General features: G+C 43.1%; 16 protein-coding genes. 7 read left to right on the plus strand and 9 right to left on the minus strand.

Features of this window, described 5'->3' with window-relative positions; translation table 11 throughout:
- Positions 1 to 151 precede the first annotated feature (151 nt).
- Positions 152 to 4675 carry a translocation/assembly module TamB domain-containing protein gene (locus FTV18_RS14195; RefSeq protein ID WP_180018585.1) on the minus strand — a complete coding sequence of 1508 codons (4524 nt, stop codon included), beginning with the start codon at positions 4673 to 4675 and terminating at the stop codon, positions 152 to 154.
- A gap of 38 nt (positions 4676 to 4713) precedes the next feature.
- Positions 4714 to 7470: an autotransporter assembly complex family protein gene (locus tag FTV18_RS14200; RefSeq protein WP_180018583.1), complete on the minus strand. Its 2757-nt coding sequence runs from the start codon at positions 7468 to 7470 to the stop codon at positions 4714 to 4716.
- Positions 7471 to 7644: 174 nt separating this feature from the next.
- On the opposite strand from FTV18_RS14200, the gene FTV18_RS14205 reads away from it, so the two are divergent.
- Together FTV18_RS14205 and coq7 are read left to right on the plus strand one after the other, a co-directional pair.
- On the plus strand, positions 7645 to 8964 hold the full coding sequence (locus FTV18_RS14205; protein ID WP_180018581.1) for an MFS transporter: 1320 nt from the start codon (positions 7645 to 7647) through the stop codon (positions 8962 to 8964).
- Between the two features lie 3 nt (positions 8965 to 8967).
- The gene (gene coq7, locus FTV18_RS14210; protein ID WP_004783823.1) at positions 8968 to 9603 is read left to right on the plus strand and encodes a 2-polyprenyl-3-methyl-6-methoxy-1,4-benzoquinone monooxygenase; all 636 of its coding nucleotides are present in this window, start codon (positions 8968 to 8970) and stop codon (positions 9601 to 9603) included.
- Positions 9604 to 10037: 434 nt separating this feature from the next.
- Here coq7 and FTV18_RS14215 read toward each other — a convergent pair whose 3' ends face one another.
- From FTV18_RS14215 to FTV18_RS14230, 4 genes are all read right to left on the minus strand, one after another.
- The gene (locus FTV18_RS14215) at positions 10038 to 10472 is read right to left on the minus strand and encodes a 2-amino-4-hydroxy-6-hydroxymethyldihydropteridine diphosphokinase (protein ID WP_180018579.1); all 435 of its coding nucleotides are present in this window, start codon (positions 10470 to 10472) and stop codon (positions 10038 to 10040) included.
- Positions 10429 to 10809: a dihydroneopterin aldolase gene (folB, locus tag FTV18_RS14220; RefSeq protein WP_180018577.1), complete on the minus strand. Its 381-nt coding sequence runs from the start codon at positions 10807 to 10809 to the stop codon at positions 10429 to 10431. The genes FTV18_RS14215 and folB overlap by 44 nt, the downstream gene beginning before the upstream one ends.
- Positions 10810 to 10941: 132 nt before the next feature.
- Positions 10942 to 12240: an AarF/ABC1/UbiB kinase family protein gene (locus FTV18_RS14225; protein WP_180018575.1), complete on the minus strand. Its 1299-nt coding sequence runs from the start codon at positions 12238 to 12240 to the stop codon at positions 10942 to 10944.
- A gap of 58 nt (positions 12241 to 12298) precedes the next feature.
- On the minus strand, positions 12299 to 13069 hold the full coding sequence (locus FTV18_RS14230) for a HesA/MoeB/ThiF family protein (RefSeq protein WP_166135057.1): 771 nt from the start codon (positions 13067 to 13069) through the stop codon (positions 12299 to 12301).
- A 485-nt stretch (positions 13070 to 13554) separates the two neighbouring features.
- On the opposite strand from FTV18_RS14230, the gene FTV18_RS14235 reads away from it, so the two are divergent.
- A complete protein-coding gene (locus tag FTV18_RS14235; RefSeq protein ID WP_034704527.1) occupies positions 13555 to 14064 on the plus strand; it encodes a pyridoxamine 5'-phosphate oxidase family protein in 510 nt (169 codons plus the stop codon).
- Positions 14065 to 14253: 189 nt separating this feature from the next.
- Here the strand turns inward: FTV18_RS14235 and FTV18_RS14240 are convergent, their stop codons facing one another.
- The 3 genes from FTV18_RS14240 to FTV18_RS14250 form a co-directional block, all read right to left on the minus strand.
- Positions 14254 to 15900, minus strand: coding sequence for an AMP-binding protein (locus FTV18_RS14240; RefSeq protein WP_180018573.1), 1647 nt, complete (start codon positions 15898 to 15900; stop codon positions 14254 to 14256).
- Between the two features lie 254 nt (positions 15901 to 16154).
- A complete protein-coding gene (locus FTV18_RS14245; RefSeq protein ID WP_004783839.1) occupies positions 16155 to 17291 on the minus strand; it encodes an acyl-CoA dehydrogenase family protein in 1137 nt (378 codons plus the stop codon).
- 92 nt (positions 17292 to 17383) lie between these two features.
- The gene (locus FTV18_RS14250) at positions 17384 to 18154 is read right to left on the minus strand and encodes a 3-hydroxyacyl-CoA dehydrogenase (protein WP_034171627.1); all 771 of its coding nucleotides are present in this window, start codon (positions 18152 to 18154) and stop codon (positions 17384 to 17386) included.
- Positions 18155 to 18292: 138 nt separating this feature from the next.
- On the opposite strand from FTV18_RS14250, the gene FTV18_RS14255 reads away from it, so the two are divergent.
- The 4 genes from FTV18_RS14255 (at position 18293) to FTV18_RS14270 (ending at position 22019) form a co-directional block, all read left to right on the plus strand.
- Positions 18293 to 19315 (plus strand): AraC family transcriptional regulator, encoded by a 1023-nt coding sequence (locus tag FTV18_RS14255; RefSeq protein WP_004783844.1) that lies wholly within the window; start codon positions 18293 to 18295, stop codon positions 19313 to 19315.
- Positions 19316 to 19543: 228 nt separating this feature from the next.
- A complete protein-coding gene (locus FTV18_RS14260) occupies positions 19544 to 19897 on the plus strand; it encodes a hypothetical protein (protein WP_004783846.1) in 354 nt (117 codons plus the stop codon).
- A gap of 323 nt (positions 19898 to 20220) precedes the next feature.
- Positions 20221 to 21192, plus strand: coding sequence for an aliphatic sulfonate ABC transporter substrate-binding protein (locus FTV18_RS14265; protein ID WP_180018571.1), 972 nt, complete (start codon positions 20221 to 20223; stop codon positions 21190 to 21192).
- Entirely contained in the window at positions 21192 to 22019 is an 828-nt protein-coding gene (locus FTV18_RS14270) for an ABC transporter permease (RefSeq protein WP_180018569.1), read from the plus strand. Before FTV18_RS14265 ends, FTV18_RS14270 begins: the two co-directional genes overlap by 1 nt.
- Positions 22020 to 22186: the final 167 nt, after the last annotated feature.

Genomic DNA, 22186 nt, shown 5'->3' on the forward strand with positions numbered 1-22186 from the left:
TAATGGAAAAATCTAAAAGGTATGTTTTACCGAAAAAAAGAAGTAGAAACTACCCACGAGTTGTGAAAGGGAAACCACAGAAATACCCAAAAAAATGCCAGTCAATCTCTTAACTGACTGGCATTACTCATTTAGAGGGCTTTTTATTAGCTTAGAACCGCCAGTTATAGAATAAGTCAATTGCACGCTCTAAAGACTGACTGGCTTCCAAATATAAACGCTGATTCATTTGATAACGTAAAGTCAACTTGTTTACTGGGGTAAATACGCCAACCCCATAACGGATATATAAGTCTGGCGTAATATAACCGGTTACAGACACCTGAGTATCATCCCCGGTTCCCTGTGCATCCAGTGCCAGACCGCTCAAGCCAAAGCTACGGCCAATCTGGTTGGTCAAGGCACGCGTACCGCCTAAGCCCAGACTGATCCCTGCGGCTGCAATGGTGTTATTTACATCAGATCTGAAACCTTCTGCCTGACTCAAGCCTGAAGCCCCTTCATTAATACGACCAGTAATCAGGGCATTCAACGCTTCCTGTTCAGACAGGCCAGCATCATTATAAATTTGAATGGCAGGACTTGAGGCTGTACCAGTGACACGTACACCCACCGTGCTACCTTGAATGGATTTATTGGCATCAATATCCAGGGTTGGATTCGACAACGGGCCATTGAAACGTGCAATTGCACGGTTCAGATCCAGACTTTGTCCATAAGCTTCAATTTTCACCCGTTGTGATACCCCGATCGCACCATTGGCACGCATCGCAGATTCCAGACCACGTTGTGTCAGATTGACACGACCTAAGAGTGGAATACGGCTGTCAAAGCCCTGGAAGATCACCTGATTTCCTAACGACACTGCAACATCTGCGCGAATATCCCATGGACGTGCCGCTTTCAGAATGGCGAGCTGGTCATCTCCTTCACGTACTACGCGAACATCAGAAGACAAGCCCACGACAGGTTCAGAGGCTTCAGGCATGGAAATCAGTGCACGAGGAACATCGACCTTGCCACTCAAGTTTAATTTTTTATTGAACGGATACATATCCAAGGTCAGGTCAGGCGTAACCACCGCAGTAATCAGCGGTGCCTGACGAATCAACAGATTTTCGCCCTGAAGTTTGAGCTGTACGCGTGGATCACCTTTCCAGTCTACAGAGCCGGTTAATTTACCAGCGCCACGGCCACTGTTAAATGCACCATTAATCGTCGCGGTATTTTGGCGGACTGATGAATAGAGCTGCACATTGGTCAGATTGACTGGCAATGAAATCATGCTGATTGCCCCGTCCTTAACCCGAATTTCACCTTCAAGTAATGGATCGGTTAACGTTCCACTAATTTTACCTGCATAAGACAAGGTACCATCCAGATTACGTACATCCTGAATGAATGGCTTAAAGATCTTCAGCTGAACCTGGTTAAAGGCAATCTCGCCACGCATTGGTTTATTGTCACGATATGGATCAATAATCACATTGGCATAGCCTGTACCAATATCTGGTGTTTTCACATCCAGACGAATCTGTAGTCCAGCGGCCACGCTTTTTGCGACCAGACCCACTTCATCATATTTTAAAGTCGAGCCTAAATATTCCGGATCATCAGAAGATAAGCCGATCACCCCATTGCGGGTTACCAGCCGTGCATCAATTTTCGGTTTGGCACCTTGTGCCCAAGCTGCCTTGGCATAACCATTCACTTTACCGGTTAATGCTATGCCTTCTGGCAGGAAGGCACTAAAGTCAGCCAGATCCAGATTACGGGTAATAAAAGAAGCACTGCCTCGAGTTTTATTCACTCGAATTGGCTGATCAAAGCAAAGTTGACTTTGCTGACTCATCCAGCAATGAGCACCGACAAACAGATCCGACTGTGCAGTGTTATAAATTACAGCTGCATTTTGACGCTGCACCAGATGAGTACGCAGTGAATCGAAATCACCGCGCTGGATCTGGCCTAACCAGTTATTTTGTGCATTAAAACCACCTGCGAGCTGAACAAAGAATTTAGACAGCTTGTTTTCAGCCTGAACTTGCAGTACATGTGTAGCGCGGGTTCCAGCCAATGAAACTTCACCACGTACAATCTGTCTATTGCCACTACGCAACTGATCCATGGTTGCAGTCAATAAAGTCGGTGTGGTTTGTGAAGTCGGCAACTGGCCACGTACCCGAATCTTGTCTACGCTAAACAGGTTCTTGAAGGCAAAATTATCTACTGCCAGATTCGCAGTTGCTTGTAAACGCGGTTGTGCCTGCATATTGATGTAGCCTTGTACCCGGCCTCTTAATCCCGGATAAAGTTCATATAATGCCGGCGCATTCACTTTAAGTTGCAGATTCTGCGCATTACCGGTGGCCTGTAACTGGTTGCTGGCATAAGACAGGAACAGGTTATTGGCTTCAAACTGCTGCGGTACAAAACCACGCTGCTTGGAGTCAATCAATACAGCCAGATTCCCCTTACCGCGTACCGGTTTATTATTCAACATACCGGCCAGATTTAAGCGTTGAATCTGGACACGCTTCACTGCATCCGACCAGACACCTTGGGTTTGCAGATTGCCAGACAATTCACCTTTAAGCTTGGCATTGAAATATTGAGGTTTGAAACGCACCAGAGAGGCATTTACATTCCAGCCAATACCATTTGCTAAGTTCACCTGACCATTGGCATTAATTTTTCCAGCGACCCCATCATGACGCAGTTCCTTGATATTTAGCATATCAGGCGTACCCGACAAGCGCAGTTTTAACAATCCTTGACTGGCCTTGATCTGGCTGGCACTTAATGCACCATCATAATTGACCGCATAACTTTTGAATCCGCCGCCTGCTTTTTCATCATGGAACAACAAGGCAATATTACTATTACCTGTCAGGTGAACGGTTTCATTTTGCGCAGCCAGTCGTCCGGTCAGATCTACACCGCTGAGATTAATAATCTGCTGATTCGGACGTGCATAACCACTGGCTTTTACCCGACCATTCAAGCGGTCAATTGGTGAAGCTGCAGCCAGAGTCTGAGTATTCAGGTTCTGGGCATTTAATACTGCGGACCATCTGAGCTGACGTTTTTCTTCTGGCAGTTCAATTCGTGCATTACCTGTTAGACTGCCGGCCTGTCCATTTCCACTATATTTAAAACTTGGAACATTCAGGATGTTATTTTTCAGGTTCAATTGTGCCTGATACATTCCTGTCGGCAACAGCCCTTCTTCATGCTGAGCAACCTGGGTAGCGACATGAATATTTTGCTGGCCTTCGACCAGTACCAGATCAACATCGCCTGATTCACTTTTTAACCAGCCGATATAAGGCACAGCACGGTCAATATTTTTCCAGGCTACATCCAGTAACATCGGTTGAGCTTTATTGTCATTAACCGGCTTCTGATCCAGCTTGATATTCCAGGTTTCATAGCGGTCAAAATCCACCAGTCCTGTCAAATGCAGGCCATTTTCCAAATTACCGGTAGAAGCAATATTACCGTCCAGACTTGGTGGCAGAAAGTCCTGCACTACTTGAGGAATTCGCCGATGTTTCGGATCTATCCCATTCATGCGACCTGTCAGATCCCAATCCACCCGATCAGCCCAGCCTACAGTACCTGCCAGACTTACCGAACCTTTCATCAGCTGACCATTTAGATCAGTAATATTGAGCTGATTGACCAGATCGGTATACATTACTGCGGTATATTGCCCATCCGGGATATTTTCACCTTCAATATCGGTGCGAACATTCAGATCCAGGCGCTTGGTATTCCCATTAAACTCAGCCACACCATCTTTCGTAAACAGTTTCTGCTCTGTCAGGATTGGCCAGTGATATTGTTTAAACTGGAGTTCACCACGCATAGGTACATTAGGACGCATCGGGTGCAGAACCGCCCAGCCTGTCAGCAAATCTGGAGTGTTGGTCGCGACCCCGGCCTGAATGGTATCCAGTGTACCTCTAGCACGTACTTGAATATCATGAATATTCAGGCTTTCTCTGAGTGAAGGCAGATTTAAAATACCACGTGCATCTAGTGGATACTTGCCTTCAAACTGCATTTTCCCGGTAGCTTCGCGTACTGACAGATAGCCCATATCCATGCGGGAATCTTCGAAATTCAGCTCGGTACCTGACCATAATGCTTCATTCAGTTCGATATTATAAAAATCAACTGCATTAGTCTGGGTTTTAATCACCAAGTGATCGAGAAGTAAATGATCAACCCGCAATACAAACGGTAAACGAATAGCATTGAACTTGAATGGCTCATCACTTGGCGGATTTTTATTAATAATCTGTAAATTCAGTACATCTGCTTCAGTCAGATGAATTTCTTTTTTGATAATTGCTCGCCAACCCAGCTTGACATCAGCACGATCAATTTTGACATCGACCGGTTTCAGGGTAACCAGAACATTTTTCAGGATAATCCCGCGCCACAGATTTCCGCCTTCATATTCGTAATGGATGATTTCCTGGCGCTGCATCACCTGATCAAGCAGGAATTTACTGCCTTTATCGGTAGAAAACAGGATCGCCAGTACAGACAGCAGAAAAATAAGAGAAAAAAGGACCGACAATAGAATACTTCTAAAGATACGGCGCTTTTTCGGCACAACTTCAGGTTGTTGCTCTTGTTCTGGCTGTGGTTGGTTTTCGACCATGATCTACCCAAATAACTATTTTTTAATTAATAAATGTTTTATAACTGCGAGCCAATAAAGAAATGCAAACGAATCGGATAATTGTCATCCGACAGTCCGGTCGCCACATCTAAACGAATTGGGCCAATCGGTGAAGCCCAACGAATCCCCAGCCCCGCACCATATTCTGTCGGATTACTAAAATCCTCATTATAGGCATTTCCGGCATCCGCAAATACTGCAGCGCGCCAGCCCTCCCTGAACTGATAATTATACTCCAGTGAAGCCACACCCAAAGCCTGTCCGCCCACTTTAAAGCCTTCAATTTCCGGAGAAAGACTTTTATAGTCGAAACCACGGATACTTTGATCACCGCCACTAAAATAGCGCAGGTTATAAGGTACTTTGGCAAAATCTTCAGTAAAGATATAACCCAGATCCGCACGTCCAACAAACTGGTGATCGGCATTTTCACCCAGTGAATAGATAAAACGCCAGCCTGCATTCACAATCGCCATATCGGCATCAGACAATAGAGCTTCACTGCCCAATTCGACTTTATAGGTTTGCTTAAAGCCCTTGGTCGGGTTCACGCGGCGATCACTATCAGTACGGGAAACTTCATACCCCACCAGTAAAGACTGCTGTTCATCTTCAGTATTAAATCTGAATGCTTCCGGAATCTGGCTAAAATCAACCGAACCATCCTGCGTCAGACGATCCAGACGGTAACGTAGACCGTAGGTTTGTTGCCAATTAGCACGCGGATTTTTAATAATCCGGTCAGCACCAAGTACCGCGGATTCAATTAACAGGCCATCACCTTGGGCCACACCATCACGTTCTTCACGCTCATAACCACCTACGATACTGATATAGTCATTAAGTGGATGGTTGTATGGAATATTATAACGACCATCAATTGACTGACGGATTTGTGACAATTCAAGGTTGGCATCAAATGAGTGACCACGCTTGTTTACGATCGCGCGGCGATATTGTCCACGCAGGCGTGTTCCGGTATCCGTACCATAACCCAGACCGACTTCAGCACTGTTAAGACGGTCTGCATTCAGTGTCACGATCACCGGAATTTTTTTCTCTTCACGAGCCTGAGCCTTTAAACGCTCTTCTTCGTCTTCTTTAGTCTGCTGCTGAACCCGCAAGGTTCTTAAGTTTGGATTCTCTGCATCACGACTACCAGCGAACTGATCTTCATCTACCACATCCTGGGTAACTTCCTGATCGGATGCCGGTGCAGCTTTCTTGGCCACACCTATTTCATCTTCTGAAAACTTCTGTTCTTCTATCAGACTCTGAATATCCGGTGCCAGTTCCAGCTCTCGATCAATAGGATCAGGACGAATCGCATCCACCAGCGTATAGTTAAAATAACGTGAGTTCGTCAGGTTGTTGGCCAGGCTATTTACACGCCAGAAGGTGTAATCAGCACCATCTTCCCAAGTAACCAGACTTTCCAGTACATCACGATTTAGCGGAAATTCTTTTTCAGGATCACTCATCCTGAACTCTACATTACCCAGTTTATAACGCTCACCTGTTTCAAAGCGCAGGTTCACATCGGCTGTATTTTCGGGTTGGGCAATGCGCACATCATGCAAGCGCCAGTACGCATCAAAATAACCATTATTGCTGGCTGCGGTATTAATCCGGTCTTTGGTTTTTTCATAATCCCCATGGTTAAAGATATCACCTTCTTCCTGTTCCGGTAGAAGACTAATAACCTGGAACTGCGGCTGTTCACCACCTGGGCCACTAAACTCAATATTATGGGTATTGATAATGACCGGCTCATTCGGAGTCACATAGACTCTAACCCGACTGTCAGATAATTTTTCAAATCTGAACTGGGCATTGTAATAACCTACAGCTTGGGCAGCCTGATTGGACAGATTACGGAGTTGCGGTAATGCAGATGAAAAATCTTCAAAGGATTCCTGGGTAAAGCTGGAAAGTTTAGCTTTTACATTATTTCTGAGATTCGTATAACCTTCTGACTGGGCTTTACGATTCAATCCGCCATTGCTTTGCGCAGTGCCATTTCCATTCACAATGACCACATCTGCACTGATCCGAGGCAAACTAGCGGTCATAATCTGGCGAGGTGGACGGATTTTATAAAACAGTCGTTTGAAAATATTCGGACGTTTGTCATTTTCAGGCGTTGTTGGTGCAGGCAATTCGGATAAGGTCGCACCCGACTCATTTCTTTGCACGATGATCTGACTATCGGCCTGAATGGACTGCATAAGCTGATCAACATTCACAGGTGCCTGATTGATTTCAACCAGTTCCTGCTGACTCATGTCATTGACTACGGTTTCAGTTTGCGCTGATTGGCGATAGGCTTGCGCTTCGCGTTTCGCTTCTTCTGCGACCTTATAAATCTCATTGGCCATGCTCTGGTCAATCGTTTGCACCGGCAGGCTTTCTAAATCATCAAACTCAATTGGCTGAAATTCACCCAGAGACGTTCCCATATTCTGCTGCTCTTGCAGCATTTGCATACTATCTACGGTCGAAGTTTGAGGTTCTAAGGCTTCTTCAACTTTTTCTGTCGCTTCAGCTTCGGTCGTAGCTACCCCTTGTCGAACGGCTTCCTGGGATAACTCTTCGATCATTTCTGCCTGAGAGAGTGCTACCGGAGTTTCCGTCTGCTCGGTCTGTGCCATGCCCTGATGCGATAACATCATGAAAAATATACTCATACATAGCCTGGCTCGGCCATGATATGGTACGAGAGACCCCATACTACGATTCAGCATCGTTTGTTTAAATTTTCTCTTTGCGGGCATAGCAAACTCTAAACGAATACATTCTTTAATTGATTATTTGACCGAAAAAGATAAGCTAAAGAACTTAAATTATTGGGTTTTGCCTTTACATGGACGAAAGTATCTTACATGATTTTTCTCAATGTTTACGTATATCTCACATTTCTTAATAAATCTTAATGTAGCACGTCTTATATGAACAACAATGAACATTTGTTAGCGAGCCGCCGCTTTTTACCCATGTTCCTGACCCAGTTTTTTGGTGCACTGAATGATAATGTTTTTAAACAGGCATTATTACTGGTGATTACCTATGGCTGGATTCAGCAACAATCAGCCAGTATTAGCACCTTAAATAACCTTGCTGCACTATTGTTCATTTTGCCTTATTTTATTTTCTCTGCGACGGCAGGCCAGATTGCAGATAAATATGAACGTTCCCAGCTGATTCGCTATTTAAAGATTTTTGAAATTGTGATCATGATTCTGGGCACCATTGGCTTCCTGCTCGGTCATTTATGGATTCTTCTGTTTGCCCTGTTTTTAATGGGCACTCAATCCACTTTTTTCGGCCCGATTAAATATGCCATTTTGCCTGAAGTATTAAAACCGGATGAATTGATGTCAGGTAATGCACTATTCCAGTCAGGCACTTCATTAGCAATTTTATTCGGTATGATTCTGGGTGGTGCAGTCATTGCTGCTTCTACAGGCAATCTGATCTGGATCAGCCTGACGGTGTTAAGTATTGCCGTGGTTGGCTATCTCTCCAGTCGTTATATTCTGAAGCAGAGTATTCCAGCACCCGAAATCAATATTGACTGGAACTTTTTCCGGACCAGCTTTCAGACCATTAAATATGCTAAAAGTTTACCGCTGGTTTTTTTAATTCTGCTGGGTAACTCCTGGTACTGGTTTTATGGTGCGACTTATTTGACCCAGATTCCACAGCTTACTTTACAAAACCTGCATGCTTCTGAAAATGTCGCCAGTCTGCTTTTAACTTTTTTCTCTGTCGGAATCGGTTTAGGTTCTTATCTATGCCGTAGATTAGGTGGTACTGAGGTCAATATTAAAATGGTGCCGATTGGCGCTATTGGTCTTGTAGTTTTTGCATTGTATCTGGCAGCAAGTCTTGCCTTTGTCCCGGAACGTACTGGTGCTCTACTTGGCTTGGCAGATGTATTCCAGCAAGGCTGGAGCTATTATCATGTGATGCTGGCGGTAACTTTACTGGGCATTAGTGGCGGTTTTTATATCGTGCCGCTGTATGCCATGATGCAAGCGCATTCTCCCCGCTCACATCGTGCACGTGTGGTTGCAGCAAATAACATCCTGAATGCCGTTTTCATGGTATCTTCTGCTATATTCTCAATTATTATTTTAAGCATTTTAGAGTTTGATCTTAAAATACTTTTCTGTATTACTGCAGTGTTGAGTGGCCTGTTTACTTTATGGCTGCTTTATAGATTGAAATCGATGATCAAAACTGCAAAAGCCCCTTTGGAGGATTAATTCATGCGTCAATATACAGGTGTCGATAAGCTTATTCATTCTTTTGACCAGGCATTACGCAGTCTTGTTCCCGGAACGACTTCCTCACAACGGGAAAATCCAGCCAAACCGGTCGAAACTCAGCTTACCGTAAGTGATGCCCGTCATGTGGCTGGTTTAATGCGTGTGAATCATAGTGGTGAGGTTTGTGCCCAAGCGCTTTATCATGGACAGGCATTAACCGCGAAATTACCAAATGTACGTCGAGAAATGGAACAGGCGGCAATTGAGGAGCAGGATCATCTGGCCTGGTGTGAAGACCGCTTACAAGAACTGGATAGCCATACCAGTTTACTTAATCCAGTCTGGTACGGCCTTTCCTTTGGGATGGGTGCAATTGCCGGCATTGCGGGGGACAAATACAGTCTGGGTTTTGTTGCAGAAACCGAACGCCAAGTGAGTATGCATTTACAGCATCATATTAATCAACTGCCCGCACAAGATGAACGCTCACGTCGCATTCTGGAACAGATGAATGAAGATGAATTGCATCACCGTGATACAGCTTTGGCTGCAGGCGGCGTAGATTTACCCCTTCCAGTCAAGATTGCCATGACCGGTATTTCCAAGTTAATGACTAAAACCAGTTATTATATTTAAGTATCAAATGAAGCCCTCTTTTTTGAGGGCTTTTTTTATTCTCATGAATTCTTAAACAAGATGACTCATTGATTTTTTTGAGTGCAGATCAATCAATTTAACCATCTATCCAACAGAATATCGGTTCACATTTTAATCAAACTCTATTCGTTTATTCAGCTATTATAATCGAACCGGTTTCATCTCGTATTTATTAAAATTCTAGAACGATTGAGACAGGTATAACTATTAAATAGCTATGACCTATTTATCAAAAAAATAATGCTTTAAAGGTGACGTATGGAAACAGATATTATTCTTGGCATTCTATTCGCAATTATTGTGTTGTTAGTTATTTTTTATAAAAAGAAAAAGTAAATAACAGTTTTTTGGCAAATACAGATCCCCTGCTTAGATAAAACTGAAAAATTCATTAGATTAACTTCAGATACAGATTAAATTTTGACTTGTGGATATTGAAGACGGCGATCATATTCAAATGCAGGATGAGACCAGATGTCATGCATCGGGATTTTTACGTCTAGTGCAAGCGGTAATTTTTTGGGATTAAATTCCATCTGGCTTAAATCATTTCCCCATGCAATCAGGTCGACATCCAGGCTGATCTGATGCGATGCTCGCACCCGCCCTGAATCCGTTTCCATTTGCTTTAATAAATCTGTCATATCTTGAACAGAAACTTCACTGTATAGGAGGCAGGCCGCATTCCAGTAATCTGCTCCGATACTATCCCGACATGGAATGAGGTAAATTGGAGAAAACCGGACTTCCCCCAACTCACTGATCCGTTGCTGGGCAGCCTGAAAATGTTGCTGTGGATGACAATTACTCGCCAGTGCTAGGGCGAATATCGTTGCGGTGGCGTTCAAGACGTATCCCTACAGAATTGGCTTGCGCGATAATGGCAGGCTTACGGATCGTAATCATAATCGATTCTACACTTTCAAAGGTAGCAAAAAGCGCGTCTAGTACCAGTTTTGCTGAATGTTCAATCAATTTTGGTTGGGCTTCCCGAATCACCCGCGCTGAAATCTCACAGATTTCAGCATAATTCAAAGTATCTTCCAGTTCATCAGACTGTGCCGCTTGTTCTAAGTTGGTACGAATAGTCAGATCCAGCATTAAAGGCTGAATGATTTGACGCTCCCAATTAAAGCAGCCGACTACTGTATCGACCTTTAAGCCTTCAATAATAATTGCGTCCATTTTAAAACTCGGAATTTAACATTTACCAATAATCTCCCTAAATCCCTCTTTAATACAGAGGGACTTTCATCACTTTTATTTCTTCTGTAATGAAAGCCTCCCTTTGTGAAAGGGAGGTCGGGAGGGATTAAATTAATGCTTTAACAGCAAATTTGGATCCATAGTCTGAACCATCTGCAAACGCTGATCTGCATAGATGTCTGTATACGGCGCCAGAATTCGCATGAAACGGTCGAAATACAGCATTTGCTTAAACAATAAAGCAAAGTCACGTGGGAAACGAATGCCATGACGTTCACCGACTGCTACCATATCCATCATGATATCGTTGAGATCTGCAGGGCTTGAAGTTAATAGATCCTGAGGATCAGCTAACATCACACCACTAAATAAACGTTCAAGATCAGCCGCAAGCACTTTGGTATCAATCTCAACTGCAGTCATACCCATTTTCAGCATATTCTCTGCCATCAGGGTATAATTGGTATGCTGCAAGGCATCCATAAAGGCCATACACGCTGTCCAGACTTCTGGTTTAAGCTGGCCGACAATACCAAAATCAATAAAGCCCACACGACCATCTTCAAGCAGCATCAGATTACCCGCGTGTAAATCAGCATGGAAACTGTTACACATCATCAGGCTGCCAAACCAGGTGTTCATTGCAGTGATGAGAACCTGTGACGGGTCTTTAGCGACCTTTTTCACCACTTCAAAATCAGTCAGTGGCACGCCATATAAACGTTGCATGGTTAGCACACGACGTGTTGAATATTGATGATAAACCTTAGGAGCAGTTGCTGCTTTATTATTGGTGATATTCAGATAATTGACGAAATCATCCAGATTTTGTGCTTCCTCGATGAAGTCAACCTCACGCACCATTCGGGTTTTGATTTCTTCGACAATATCTGCCAATGACGCAAATTTTACTTTCGGCACTGCTTTTTCCAGCAGTTTGGTCGCCCAATGCAATACATTTAAATCGGTATATAGAATTGTTTCCACACCCGGTTTTTGTACTTTAATAACCACATCTTCACCAGAAACCAGCTTGGCCGCATGTACCTGTGCAATGGAAGCAGAAGCCAGTGGTGTTTCCTCAATTGAGGCAAAGATTTCATCCAAGTTTCGGCCAGAAAACTCTGATGCTAGCACTTCCTGGATATAGCTGAATGGCAAGGTCGGTGTTTGATCCAGACAGCCCTGAAACTCTTCCACATATTCACGCGGAAACAGCGACGGCGTACTGGCAATAAACTGACCGAGCTTGATATAGGTTGAGCCTAAAGACTCAAATGTTTCACGCATGAGTTTGGCATTACTTGGCTTTTCAGTGGCATATTTAATGCCGGCCTTCGCCGCAACTACTACGGTTTCACCCATACGGGCAACCGAACGTATTCCATCTAACCAGATATTTTTTTTCATAATGTCTTAGGAAAAATTAATTACATGCAGTGTAGCAAAAAAATTAAATTTTGCAGGCCTATCTTGCCTGACAGACCGGGCAATCTGTATCTTTTTCGAAACTTAAAATGCGCTGTTTGAAACTCAGACCATCCCAGAGTAGAAGTTTCTGTCTAAGTGGCATTTTACCCAGGCCTAAATAAAGCAATGCATGATGAGCCTGCAAACTCGCCATCACATTTGGCGTAGTCGCCAAGACGCCTGAGTCTGCACAACGCAAACTGGTATCAGCCTGATGTTCAGGTGGAAACAGGCAGGCATAGCAAGCTGAATCCCCTTCCATCATGAACAGTTGCCCTTGCAAACCAATCGCAGAAGCACTGATTAAAGGCACATTCAGTTTTACACAGCTTTGATTGATCAGATAACGTGTCTCGAACTGATCACATCCATCCAGCACCAGATCTTGATGTTCAATGATACTTTCTGCATTTTCAGTTGTTAAAGCCTGATTAATATATTCAACCTGAACATTCGGATTAATCTGAGCTAGCCTTTTCGCGAGTATTTCTGCCTTATAAAAGCCTAAATCATTTGGCGTAAATGCCAGTTGTCGTTGTAGATTACTCATCTCGATGGTATCAGGATCAATCAGAGTAATTTTGCCTACACCCGCTCGTGCCAGAAGTTCTGCCAAGGCACAACCAATCCCGCCACACCCCACGATACAGATATTAGAAAATTTCAGCTTTTCCTGTGCTTCAATATCCCAACCATCCAGAAGAATCTGGCGGCTATATAAGTGCAATTCAGCATCGGTGAGTTCAAACTCTGGGGATATGGCATCCATAGTCGATATAGACAACGTCGTTCCTTGTTTCGAAGATTTTTAAGAAGCATGTGCCAAAAAAAGTGCATTTACCGAAATTTCAATATGCTGATAAATCTCGAGCAAATTAACTTCTCTGCGCATAAACAGCAAATCAATAAATGGCTTGGCAATACTAGCGCCAAATAGCATATCAGCTAAACGTTCAGTATCAAGCTGCTAATGCCCTGATAAATATGTAATGGTCATATTATTAATGTACTTAACTGATTTATATGCCAGTTAATTTATTCACGTATTACATCTTCTGGCTAATCTCATTCTTCTATTCTTTTATCACCCTGTAACTGTCTTTCGCTTGTTTAGCACTTCTGTAGCGGCTGCCTGCAATTCGGTAGGAAAATGTATCAGTTCAGTGAGACCCTCTGTATCCATTCCTAAATATGATTAAGCTGCTTAAGGAATAGTAATTATCCTCGCTTTCAAAAATAGTATGGAGCATATAGATGAACGAACAAAATCAGCATAATAATCGTGAAAAATTATGGGAACTAATCAAAGATGTGCGTTACACCATGATCAGCCATGTGACCGAAAGTCAGGAAATTCATTCTCAGCCGATGACCATGCTCAATTCTGAGCAAATGAATGAAGATCAGAATTTGTATTTCATCATGCGTGATACCAATGATCTGGTGAAAGCTGCCACTACTGGTCGTACTCAGATTGGTCTATCTTTTGCTAAACCTTCTGATGGTATTTATGTGTCAATTAGTGCAAATGCACAGATCAGTACTGACCGTATTCTGATTGAAAAATTATGGAATCCATGGGCAGAAAACTGGTTTGAAGGTAAAGATGATCCTAGCGTGCGTGTACTGATTGCTGAAGCTGAAAGTGCAGAATACTGGAATGTCACCGATAACAAAGTAACGCAGCTATTTAAGGCATTAAAAGGTGGTGTGACTGGCGAAGCTGGGGAACCAGATGCTGAGCACAAAAAAGTTGATCTATAAGTAAATAAGAATTCCACCTTCAATTTAGCCTCTTATTAAGAGGCTAAATTTTTGATTTATTTTATTTAAAAGATGAATAGTATTACATTGTAATGACAATTATTTTCTCTGATTAATTCGAACATAAACAAATTAATCGTATAAAAAAGGCCGCAATTGCGACCTTTTTTATATATTTAAATGAATATATTAACTGACCTGTTTAATGCCTTGAATCTTGGCAATTTCCTGTTGTTTAAGCAGATTACGCTGAATTTTACCGCTAGATGTTTTAGGTAAATCACTTACAAACTCAATCTCTTTCGGATAGGCATGTTTAGATAAACGGGAACGCACATAGTTTTGCAATTTCAACATCAGTTCTTCACTAGCGGCATATTGTGATTTAAGCACTACAAAGGCTTTCACAATTTCGGTACGTTCCGGATCTGGCTTTCCAACCACAGCGGACTCGAGCACCTCTTCACACTCCAGCAAGGTACTCTCTACATCAAAAGGTCCAACTCGATAACCCGAAGTCGTAATGACATCATCCGCACGACCAATGAAATCTATTCCACCATGTTCATTCAGTTTTACGGTATCTCCTGTTAAATAGTACTGTCCCACAAAGGCTTTCCGATTATTACCACCATAGCCTTCGAACCACATCAAAGGTGAGGCTGAGCAGTCCATAGCCAAGGTCCCAATGCCGCCTTTTTCGACTTCCTCATGCTCTTTATTTAAAACTGCAAAACGATGTCCTGGAATGGCAAAGCCAGCGGAACCGATTTTCTTGTGATGCTCCAGCGCATGATGATTGGCAATCACCATTCCCAGTTCCGTCTGTCCATACTGGTCGTAGATATTGACGTCCATTTCATGATTAAACCATTGAATGACTTCAGGCGTTAATGGCTCACCTGCACTACTGACCACACGTAAACATGAGCTAATCTCAGCATCAAATTTTTCCTTAAAGCCATAGAACATCCGGAACGCGGTTGGAGAACCGGTCAGGTTATTTACCCGATATTTTTTAATGACTTCAACAGCATTGTCTACGCTAAAGGCACGTTCATCCAGAATGATGCTATGCCCCAAACTCAATGGACCTGCAATCCCATAATACAGACCATAAGCCCAACCCGGATCTGCCAGATTCCAGAAAGTATCTTCGTCGCGTAAATCTACGGCGTGCAGCATATAGCCTTTAAATGCCAGTAAAGCTTTAAGTGGTACAGGCACTGATTTTGCAAGTCCCGTTGTACCCGAAGTAAACATCATCAGGAAAATGTCACTAAAACGACCCTGAACCGGTTCAAACTCAGTTGGATATTTCTTCAGTTCTGTCCAGAAATCTGCATCCTGACTGGTACTTTCAGGCGTTTGATGGACGGTTAAAATATATGGAATATCCAGATCATCTAGTTTTGCACGCTGTTCCTGATTGGTAATGATGAGTCGGGTATGTGTGGTATTAATACGATGCTCGATTGCCTTGCTTTCAAAAGCGGTAAATAAAGGCTGATAAATCGCACCAATACGCCAGGTGGCTAGAATGGTAATTAATAATTCTGGGGTTCGTGGGAGCAGTCCGGCAATACAGTCTCCTGCTTGTAAACCCAGTGAGGTCATATAATGAGCCAATTGTCCTGAAGCCTCAGCCAATTGTTCAAAAGTCCAATATTGGGTCTTGCCATTTTTACCTTCCCAGATTAACGCGATCCGGTTTTGTCCCAGAAAACGTTCACAGCATTCTGTATAGGCATTGAGTGAATCTGGCGTTCCTGCCAGATGTTGTTGAACCATAGTGTCAAAATCAAATTCACGATACGCTTGTTCTAGTGTCTTCATCACGACAACCTCTATTCCGTTTATAAACAGACTTTATGTCTGTGTCCGTTGTATTTGTTGTTCTGTCTACCGTCTGCGAATTCCATTGCAATGCCGGTTTTATATAACATGCCCTATTGCTAGGACATGTTAGGTGTCACTCTACTGAGTCACTTTTCGCTTTATCAATAATTGACCATGTTTTATAGACCATCACAATTTCCATCTCCCTCAAATGAGCTGCAGGATTTGAACAGTCGGCTATTTCATGACTTTTAAACTTTGCTCACTTCCCGGGCAATGACCAGACGCTGAATATCTGATGCACCTTCATAAATCTGGCTCACTCTGACATCACGGTAAATACGTTCAACCGGGAAATCTGAGACATAGCCATAACCGCCATGAATCTGAATCGCATCCGAGCAGACTCGCTCTGCTATAGTCGAAGCAAACAGTTTAGCCATGGACGCTTCTTTTAAGCATGGTAATCCTGCATCTTTAAGCGTTGCTGCATGTAAGACCAGTTGTCTTGCTGCCTCAATCTGGGTGGCCATATCTGCGAGACGGAACGCTACTGCCTGATGCTGTACCAGCTCGACGCCAAAGGATTTACGTTCATTGGCATATTCAACAGCAGCATCCAGTGCAGCTCGTGCCATACCTACAGATTGTGCTGCGATCCCGATCCGGCCAGATTCCAGATTAGACAAGGCAATCTTGTAGCCTTCACCTTCTTGACCTAACAGGTTCTCAGCCGGAATCCGGCATTGATCAAAAATAATGGTCGCGGTATCGGAACAATGCTGCCCCATTTTTTCTTCCAGATTCGAGACGATATATCCTGGACTATCGGTAGGTACCAAGAAACATGAGATTCCTTTCTTGCCCGCAGATTTATCTGTCACTGCAAATACCAGTGCAATCTGGGCATGCTTACCGGTAGTAATAAACTGCTTGGTGCCATTTAATACCCATTCATCGCCATCACGTTCTGCCTTACATTCTAGTGCGCTGGCATCGGAACCGGCTTGAGGTTCCGTCAGGCAGAAACACCCCAACCATTCACCGGTCGCCAGTTTGGTCAGGTATTTCTGCTTTTGTTCCTCGGTACCATAACGCTGGGTAATCCCGCAAGGCAGTGAATTCTGCACACTGACAATGGTCGAGATGGCTCCATCTCCAGCAGCGATTTCCTCAAGAGCCAGTACCAGCGACACATAGTCCAGGCCTGCTCCACCCCATTGTTCAGACACGGTCATACCGAGTGCACCGAGTTCACCGAGTTCTTTCAATTCTTGTGCTGGAAATTGAGCCGTTTTATCCCTTAGACCAGCGGTAGGTTTCAGTTTTTGCTGCGAATAGTTTCGCATCATCTCCTGAATCATTTTCTGTTCGTCATTTAAAAGCACTGCGTATATCCCTTACTTATCTTTTAATTTTCCATATAGAGTGAATAAACCTATCTACTCTGACTTTTGTATTTTGCTTCGTTGGCTCGAACTTATTTTGGAGCCATACGGATGGCGCCATCCAGACGAATCACTTCACCGTTCAGATAGCTATTTTCGAAGATATGACCTACTAACTGGGCAAACTCCTGAGGTTTGGCCAGACGTGGTGGAAATGGAACCATCTGCCCCAGAGCATCCTGTACATTTTGCGGCATGCCTTTCAGCATGGGGGTTTCCATAATGCCGGGTGCAATGGTCATGACACGAATCGCTTCACGTGCCAGCTCACGCGCGAGTGGCAGCGTCATCGCAACGACTGCACCTTTAGACGCAGAATAAGCTGTCTGACCAATCTGACCATCAAAGGCTGCAACTGAAGCCGTATTCACGATTACACCGCGCTCCTCTTCATCGGTTTGCAGCTCATACTTCGCGATTAAAGCCGCTGCAAAACGAAGCATATTGAATGTGCCACTTACATTGATATTCAACACTTTCTGGAACATCGCCAGTTCATGGATTCCATTGCGGCCCAGTACCTTGGCAGAAGGTGCAATACCAGCACAGTTCACCAAGCCATTGAGTTGGCCATACTGATTTTCAACATGATTAAAGAAAGCTTCAACCGCCTGCTCATCCGTTACATCCAATTGTACAAATTCAGCCTGCTCACCCAGTTGCTGTTGTAAGGCATTGCCCTGTTCCTGGTTCATATCCACCAGAATCACTTTTGCCCCCTGTTCTACCAGATGAGTCGCTGTGGCTGCACCCAGACCTGATGCACCACCAGTTACTACAATCACTTTTCCCTGAATTTTCATGTTAATGTCCTGTTCCTATTTTTATGACAAGCTACGACTTAATAGGCAGAGTAAACAGAGATTTTATTCTGTACAATTTCCAAATGTTGCATCTTCACTGATGGATTTGGACAATAAAGAAGGGATATCTGACTGGCTATGCACTTACCAGCCTTGGAATATAGTAAGGGAACCATTTCAATTGATCTGGTTCATGAAGCACTGCTGAATGCCAAAGCACAGCATTATGATATTGCTGCGATTTTAACTAAGGCTGCCATTCCATTAGAGATTCTTCATTCCGCTAAAGCACGGGTGTCAGTGGCGCAGTATGCCGCGCTATGGACTGCACTTGCCGATAGCATGAATGACGAATTTTTTGGCATGGACAGCCATCCAATGCGCCGTGGCAGTTTCAAACTCTTGTCAAAAATGCTGTTACAGACCGATACGCTGGAAAAAGCTCTGCAGCAAATCCTGCAATTTTTTAATCTGATTCTGGATGATCTGCACAGCACACTGATGGTCGAAGAAAACTTTGCCTATATCGTGATCTATGACCAGAACCAGACCAAGCGCATGTTTAGTTATGCAACCTATCTAATGCTGATTCATACCCTGCTATGCTGGTTAAGCGGACAGCGGGTTTTACTTAATCAGATTCAACTGAAATGTGCCGCACCACTCGATGATTTTGATTATAAAGTCCGTTTTTGTGAGCAGATTGAATATCAGGCCAGTGAAAACTATATCCAGTTTGATGCAGCCTATTTGCAGCTCCCAGTAAAACAGGATCAAACCTCCTGGTATCAGTTTATTCAACAGACTCCGCATAACCTACTAGTTCGCTTTAAAAATCCTTATGCGCTAAGTACACAGATCCGCAAACAGCTTTTAAAAGTACCTCCGGCTGAATGGCTTGAACTGAATGAGCTTGCTTTGAAAATGAATATGTCTGAAGCCACCATGCAACGGCGTCTTAAAAATGAAGGTGTGACTTATCAACAGCTCAAAAATGAAATTCGTCGTGATACAGCCATTGAACTATTAACCCGTACGGATCAAAGTTTGCAGGACATCAGTGATCAGCTTAACTTCCAGGAAGTCAGTGCTTTTCATCGTGCCTTTAAAAAATGGACAGGGGTTAGTCCAGGTGCCTATAGACAAAATATTACTAGATAATTTATATTTAATAAGACTTAAAAACGATTAAAATTTAGCATATAAATTTAAATTTATATTTTCTCAACAGTTATATTTTTCAAGGCTTACAGCCCAAAAATAGAGGACTGAACGGTCATCCATAATGCTTTGCATTCCCTATTAATATAGTTTATTTTTCAATCAATTTTTAGTGCTTCACTTTTGGCTGTACTCCCTTTCCCTCTTTCCTTGTTGAAGGTATTTTCCATGTTAAAGATGACTGATGTTCTTGGACAAAATCTTGTTCAAAACTTCGCCCAGGCTTTAGTTTCTTCGACCGATCTTAATGCAGAGCAATTGAATCAAGGCATCTTGAATGCGTCTGATTCTGCCCTCAAAGATGCTATTGTGCACTTCTTTAACCAGATTGATGCCACTGAAGCTGCGAAATCGCTTGAAATTCCGGCTGAGCGCATCGTTGCATTACAACAAGGTATTGCACTGAAAGATGAACAATATCTTGCTGATACTGCCAAAGTCGTGGCTCTTTGCCTGGCAATGGAAACTGGTAGCCTAGATCAAGTCGAGGTTTATGACTGTCTGCAAGACTACCCAATGTAAGCTATCCAGATTGATAAAATAGTGACTCAAAAAGCGATGCTAATGCATCGCTTTTTTTATGGCACTCGTTATTTATAAAACTTCCTACTGCAAAGACGAATGATTAAAAAAACAGCTTATCAATTTACGCCATACCATTTTTAAAATTTTATCTAAGCAGAACCTTTCTATTCTTTATTTAATAAATTCAAATAAAAACAAATACCTATATTTAAAGCTGTTAATTATTTCATTTTTTGATTTGATTATCTTTTTTTCTTTTTTGTGTGCTTATCGATTTATCGATATGAATGTAAAAAATTTAATTCAAGATTGAGATATTCATGAAAAAAACATTAAGAACTTCGGGTCTGACTTTACTCGGTCTTTCTATTTCTTTCTTTACCGGCTTGGCTAACGCAGCGATTCCATCTGAATTAAAATTGGATTATGCCTATTACGCACCGACCAGTCTGGTGGTTAAAGAACAGAAACTGCTAGAAAAAGCTTTGCCAAAAACCAAGATTAAATGGGTATTTAGCCAAGGCAGTAACCGCTCACTCGAATATCTAAATAGCGGTAGCACAGATTTTGCTTCTACTGCAGGTTTAGCGGCAGTGCTTAGCCGCGCCAATGGTAGCCCGATTAAAACAGTTTATATCCAGAGCCAGCCTGAATGGACAGCACTGGTCGTTAATAAAGATTCAAATATCAAATCTCTGAAAGATTTGAAAGGTAAAAAGATTGCTGCCACTAAAGGTACAGATCCTTTCTTATTTACTTTACAAGCCTTAGATACGATTGGTTTGGGCAAACGCGATGTAGAGCTCGTTCATTTACAGCATCCGGATGGTAAGACTGCGTTAGAGCGTAAACAGGTCGATGCCTGGGCAGGCCTTGATCCTTTAATGGCATCTGCGCAGGCACAGTCAGGTGCCAAATTACTGTATCGCAATGTCAGTTTTAATTCTTATAGCGTACTGAGCGTAAAAGACCAGTTTGCCAAATCCAGTCCGGAAGCGATTGAAGCAGTGATTAAAGCTTATGAACAGGCACGTCAATGGGCGAAAGCCAATCCCGACAAATTGGCTGAATTACTGGCACGTGAAGCCAAGCTTCCGATTGAAGTCGCCAAGCTTCAACTCAGCCGTACTAATCTGGATCAGAATATTCCAACCACCAAACATACCGGGGCATTACAAAAAGCTGGTCGTATCCTGACGGAAGAAGAACTGGTTCGTAAAGGAACCAATGTCAATCAGGTCGTGACTCAATTATTTGATGCCCGCTATGCTAAAAAGGTTGCAACTAAGTAATGGCTATACCGAAAAGCATCTCGGAACAGTTGAGCGTGGAAGAACAGTCAAAATCCGCTGTGTTACCACGCAGCATTTCGCTGATCAAAGCCCTCACCCTGCCTGTTATTTTTATCGTATTGGTAGAAATACTGGTCCGTAATGGCGTAATCGAACCTTATCTGTTGCCTGCACCGAGTAGCCTGTTTCAGTCCTTGACTGAACTGGCTGAGGGTGATTTATGGCAGCATATTTGGACCAGTAGCTGGCGAGTTTTTCTTGGCTTTGGGATGGGTAGTGGATTGGGACTGATCTTTGCGATCCTGGTTGGGCTAAACAGACATGCAGAAGATTTTCTGGAACCAACGTTTTCTGCAATTAAATCCATTCCGAGTCTAGCCTGGATTCCTCTACTCCTACTTTGGCTGGGAATTGATGAATCTTCTAAAATCACCTTGATCGCAATTGGTGCCTTCTTCCCAACCTATACCAATACTGTGGCAGCGATTCAGGGTGTGGATCGTAAGCTGATGGAAGTCGCAAAAGTCTATCGCCTGAAATACTGGCAACAGGTTCAGCAGATTGTATTGCCTGCTGCCTCACCGGGAATATTGACTGGCTTAAGGAATAGCCTGAGTTTATCCTGGATGTTTATGATTGCAGCTGAATTGATTGCTGCCACTCAAGGGATTGGTTATCTGCTCAGTGATGGTCGTGAAACTTCACGTCCGGATATTGTGATTATTGCGATTATCCTGTTAGCAGTCCTAGGCAAAATCACCGATAGCATTATGAAATTGTTCGAAACCCGCTTACTGCGCTGGCGAGATGTGATTAAAAAGTCATAATTTATTGAATAAAAGAATTAAAAAAAGCGACCTATCCAGGCACTGCTGTCCCATAGTTTGCTTTAAATAAAAAAACCTGAGTCCTAACAGTTAAAATATGAGTGCAAACAAACACTTTAACGACCAGGATTCAGGTTTTGTCACATCAGAATACCGTATTTCATGAG

This window comes from Acinetobacter sp. YH12241, assembly GCF_013417535.1.
Classification (GTDB): domain Bacteria; phylum Pseudomonadota; class Gammaproteobacteria; order Pseudomonadales; family Moraxellaceae; genus Acinetobacter.

Bases quoted from the DNA above. Each gene is read 5' to 3' on its own strand.
- FTV18_RS14195 (WP_180018585.1), bottom strand. From the start codon at position 4,675: ATGGTCGAAAACCAACCACAGCCAGAACAAGAGCAACAACCTGAAGTT.
- FTV18_RS14200 (WP_180018583.1), bottom strand. From the start codon at position 7,470: ATGCCCGCAAAGAGAAAATTTAAACAAACGATGCTGAATCGTAGTATG.
- FTV18_RS14205 (WP_180018581.1), top strand. From the start codon at position 7,645: ATGAACAACAATGAACATTTGTTAGCGAGCCGCCGCTTTTTACCCATG.
- coq7 (WP_004783823.1), top strand. From the start codon at position 8,968: ATGCGTCAATATACAGGTGTCGATAAGCTTATTCATTCTTTTGACCAG.
- folB (WP_180018577.1), bottom strand. From the start codon at position 10,809: ATGGACGCAATTATTATTGAAGGCTTAAAGGTCGATACAGTAGTCGGC.
- FTV18_RS14225 (WP_180018575.1), bottom strand. From the start codon at position 12,240: ATGAAAAAAAATATCTGGTTAGATGGAATACGTTCGGTTGCCCGTATG.
- FTV18_RS14230 (WP_166135057.1), bottom strand. From the start codon at position 13,069: ATGGATGCCATATCCCCAGAGTTTGAACTCACCGATGCTGAATTGCAC.
- FTV18_RS14235 (WP_034704527.1), top strand. From the start codon at position 13,555: ATGAACGAACAAAATCAGCATAATAATCGTGAAAAATTATGGGAACTA.
- FTV18_RS14240 (WP_180018573.1), bottom strand. From the start codon at position 15,900: ATGAAGACACTAGAACAAGCGTATCGTGAATTTGATTTTGACACTATG.
- FTV18_RS14250 (WP_034171627.1), bottom strand. From the start codon at position 18,154: ATGAAAATTCAGGGAAAAGTGATTGTAGTAACTGGTGGTGCATCAGGT.
- FTV18_RS14255 (WP_004783844.1), top strand. From the start codon at position 18,293: ATGCACTTACCAGCCTTGGAATATAGTAAGGGAACCATTTCAATTGAT.
- FTV18_RS14260 (WP_004783846.1), top strand. From the start codon at position 19,544: ATGTTAAAGATGACTGATGTTCTTGGACAAAATCTTGTTCAAAACTTC.
- FTV18_RS14265 (WP_180018571.1), top strand. From the start codon at position 20,221: ATGAAAAAAACATTAAGAACTTCGGGTCTGACTTTACTCGGTCTTTCT.
- FTV18_RS14270 (WP_180018569.1), top strand. From the start codon at position 21,192: ATGGCTATACCGAAAAGCATCTCGGAACAGTTGAGCGTGGAAGAACAG.